Raw genomic sequence first — 3,181 nt, forward strand, 5'->3', positions numbered from 1 at the left:
ATGGGATAAGCGGGAAGGCTGAGACCCCGCAGGCTTGCCGAGGAGGCTAAAGAATCTCGCGCCATGGAAAGCGAGCATCCTGTAGTGGAAATCAACATCACCCTACTCCTTTGACGAATATTTGGTTATTAACTACACGATACCTTTTTAAACAAAATAAAAACCAACTGATTTAAAATCAATTGGTTTTTAGTATGAAGATATTCTTTTCTTTAATAATGAAAAATCAATTAAGTCTCCTAAAGTTGCTGGAGCAGGTTTTTTCATGTATTGCTTATCTTTTTCTACTAATTTATAAATATGATATGTTGTTAATGCATCGTCTAGTGCTTTGTGGTGATTTCCAGTTCCATCTTTACCATACTCTTTCATTGCGTTCCAAAGGCCCGTTTGATTTTGGTTACCGAAGAAGGTTTTATACTCAAGACATAAGTCTCTTACTTCCCCATGAATTGGGAATGAAATATTCGCAGCCTCGCAATTATGTTTTAATACTCTCATATCCATATTGCCCCAAGTAATTACCGTGGTTCTATAGTTTTTTGTCGCTTCATTTAATATTTCTCCAAGTTCCTTTAATTGTATTCCATGATCGACATTTTCTTGAGAAATATTTAGAAACCTTTTGCATCTTGAGGATAACGTTGGAAATTGCAGTGGTTTAACAAATGAAGAATATGTTTGATTAATCTCATCATTAATGACACTTACAAAACCAACTTCAATGATTTCCGGAAAAAATTTAATTCCTTTTGATTTTCCATCGGGCATTGTAAATTCAAAATCAATAAACAAGAACTGCTCTTTCATTTCCTCACCTCCAGAAAAATAAATTTTCTGATTTTTACTTATTGTCTTATATGATAAAAGAATATTCAAGTAAGACAAATTTACTATTTTCAACTTTATTCCTTATTTTATTAATACAACCAATTTGTGTAAAAAATAACATAAGATACCCATCAAGATGAAAAATCGTGTTAAAATAATATCGTTCGTTTAATTATTTCTTTAAACGAATTAAAAAATAGAAAGTATATAGAGGGCTATTATGAAAAAAATTATTGGATTTATTATTATTATAATAAGCTTTCTTGTCTTTTATTTCACATCTCAGCAAGCTATGATGGCATATGAGACCTCAAAACATATTCCCAAAAAGAAGGTAGAAGAACTGCCTGTTGTTTCTTTATCACAGAACAGTGTTTTTTATGATCGAAATAATAATCCTTTTTATATTCCTGCTTCTGGTGATAATAGAATTAATTTAAAAAGCGGAGATATTCCGCAACTAGTAAAAGATATCTTTATTTCTACCGAAGATCGATATTTTTATTCACATAAAGGTATTGATTTATTCGGAGTTGCTAGGGCATTTATGGTGAATGTTTCGAATAGTGGAATAGAACAGGGAGCTAGTACAATTACACAGCAACTTGCAAGAAACTTATATTTAACTCAAGCACGTACAGTCGAACGCAAAATAAAAGAGATTCAAATCTCTTTACAACTTGAAAAGCAATATTCTAAAGATGAAATTTTAGAAATGTACATTAATACAATATATTTTGCCAATCGAAACTATGGAATTGAAGCTGCAAGTAAAGCATATTTTAGCAAATCGGCAAAAGATCTGAGTATTGCTCAAACAGCTTTCGTATGTACAATTCCAAATAACCCAACTTTATATGATCCTTTGAAAAACTTTAATAACGCTAAAAAGCGTCAAGAAAGAATTTTAGGTATACTTAGAGATCAAGGAAAAATTACTGAACAACAGTATACTGCTGCCATGAAAGAAAAAATTACGCTAAAGAAAGATAGTAAAACACAGGAATATCCTGATTACTATTCTTACGTAGATTCTGAACTGAAGAGTATTTTAGCTGGTAAAAAAGGAAAATTTAATACTAGCAAGCTATCAGCAGCACAACAAACTGAATTAAAAAAATTAAAAACTGTTCAAGAGAGAGCATTATATTTACAAAATCAAGGCTTAAAAGTCTATACAAGCTTAAGTCCTTCAGTACAACAAGCGACAGTTAACGCAGTTAATCGAGGAACGCTTTCAACAAATACACAGGGCGCAGCAGTTGTAATAAGAAATGATACACATGAAATTATTGCTATTTCTGGTGGAAGAAACTATGAACCTCACAATCTAAATCGATCATTCCAATCATATAGACAGCCAGGTTCAACAATTAAACCATTACTAGTTTATGCACCATATATCGAAACCTTTGGTGCTACACCAGATACAAAAGTAAACGCAGATAACTACTGTAAAGGCACGTATTGTCCTAAAAATGATAGTAAAAAAGAATACGGGGATGTAACTATACGTACTGCTATGCAGAACTCATATAATACGGCTGCAGTTCGATTATATGAGCAACTTACACCACGAATAGGTTATTCATACTTAGATAAGTTTGGGTTTAGAACAATTACAAATGAAGACCGTGTAGAGCTAGGTCGTGCTCTTGGTGGCTTCAATGTCGGTATGTCACCATTAGAAATGACAGATGCATACTCTACATTTGGAAACAATGGGGTGTTCTATGAAAATACCGCTATTAAAAAAATTACGTTAAGAGATGGTACCGTATTATACGATAATGAACCTAAAGCAATTCGTGTTTACAATCCATCAACGAACGAAACTATGAGAAGCATGTTAAACTCTGTAGTAAAAGATGGTACTGCTAAACATATCTATATGCCGTTAAACTATATTGGCGGTAAAACAGGTACAACTAACGATAATACGAATCTATGGTTCATGGGGTTAACTTCAAATTATACAATTGGTACGTGGATTGGTAATGATAAACAAAGAATTCCAATTCCTAAAAACTATTCTTATCCACCTACTCAACGTATATGGCAAAACATCGTTGTGAATGGCCAATTATATTAATCTATAAACAAAAAAGTAGCACTTTTGAGATACTCAAAAGTGCTACTTTTTTTTAAAATGGCATTGATGTTTTAAATTTAGCTAGAACTGTAAAAGCGCCATATACAACTCCGCTTCCTACTAATCCCCAAACGATTAATTGGATCATTATAAAACCAATGACCCCTACAATTGTATAGTTAGATCGTTGCTTTATTAAAAATAAAATATAAAATGCAATTACTGATACTAGTAAAATAATAGCAATATACACTAAAG

The 3,181-nt window shown here is 32.1% G+C and carries 2 protein-coding genes and 1 pseudogene; 1 reads left to right on the forward strand and 2 read right to left on the reverse strand.

All coding sequences use genetic code 11. The features are described from left to right. Positions 1-189: 189 nt before the first annotated feature. Positions 190-810, reverse strand: a complete 621-nt coding sequence (gene kapD, locus CN514_RS23520) for a 3'-5' exonuclease KapD (protein WP_069034803.1) — start codon at positions 808-810, stop codon at positions 190-192. A 241-nt stretch (positions 811-1,051) separates the two neighbouring features. On the opposite strand from kapD, the gene CN514_RS23525 reads away from it, so the two are divergent. Further along, a complete protein-coding gene (locus CN514_RS23525; protein ID WP_098234648.1) occupies positions 1,052-2,923 on the forward strand; it encodes a transglycosylase domain-containing protein in 1,872 nt (623 codons plus the stop codon). Positions 2,924-2,975: 52 nt separating this feature from the next. Here CN514_RS23525 and CN514_RS26005 read toward each other — a convergent pair. Continuing rightward, positions 2,976-3,181 (reverse strand): annotated as a pseudogene (locus CN514_RS26005) (hypothetical protein); the annotation flags it as partial.

Origin of the sequence: Bacillus sp. AFS001701, assembly GCF_002559405.1 — a bacterium.
Lineage (GTDB): Bacteria > Bacillota > Bacilli > Bacillales > Bacillaceae_G > Gottfriedia.

What these genes read in the sequence shown, in the direction of transcription:
- kapD (WP_069034803.1), bottom strand. Translation starts at nt 810, where the DNA reads ATGAAAGAGCAGTTCTTGTTTATTGATTTTGAATTTACAATGCCCGAT.
- CN514_RS23525 (WP_098234648.1), top strand. Translation starts at nt 1,052, where the DNA reads ATGAAAAAAATTATTGGATTTATTATTATTATAATAAGCTTTCTTGTC.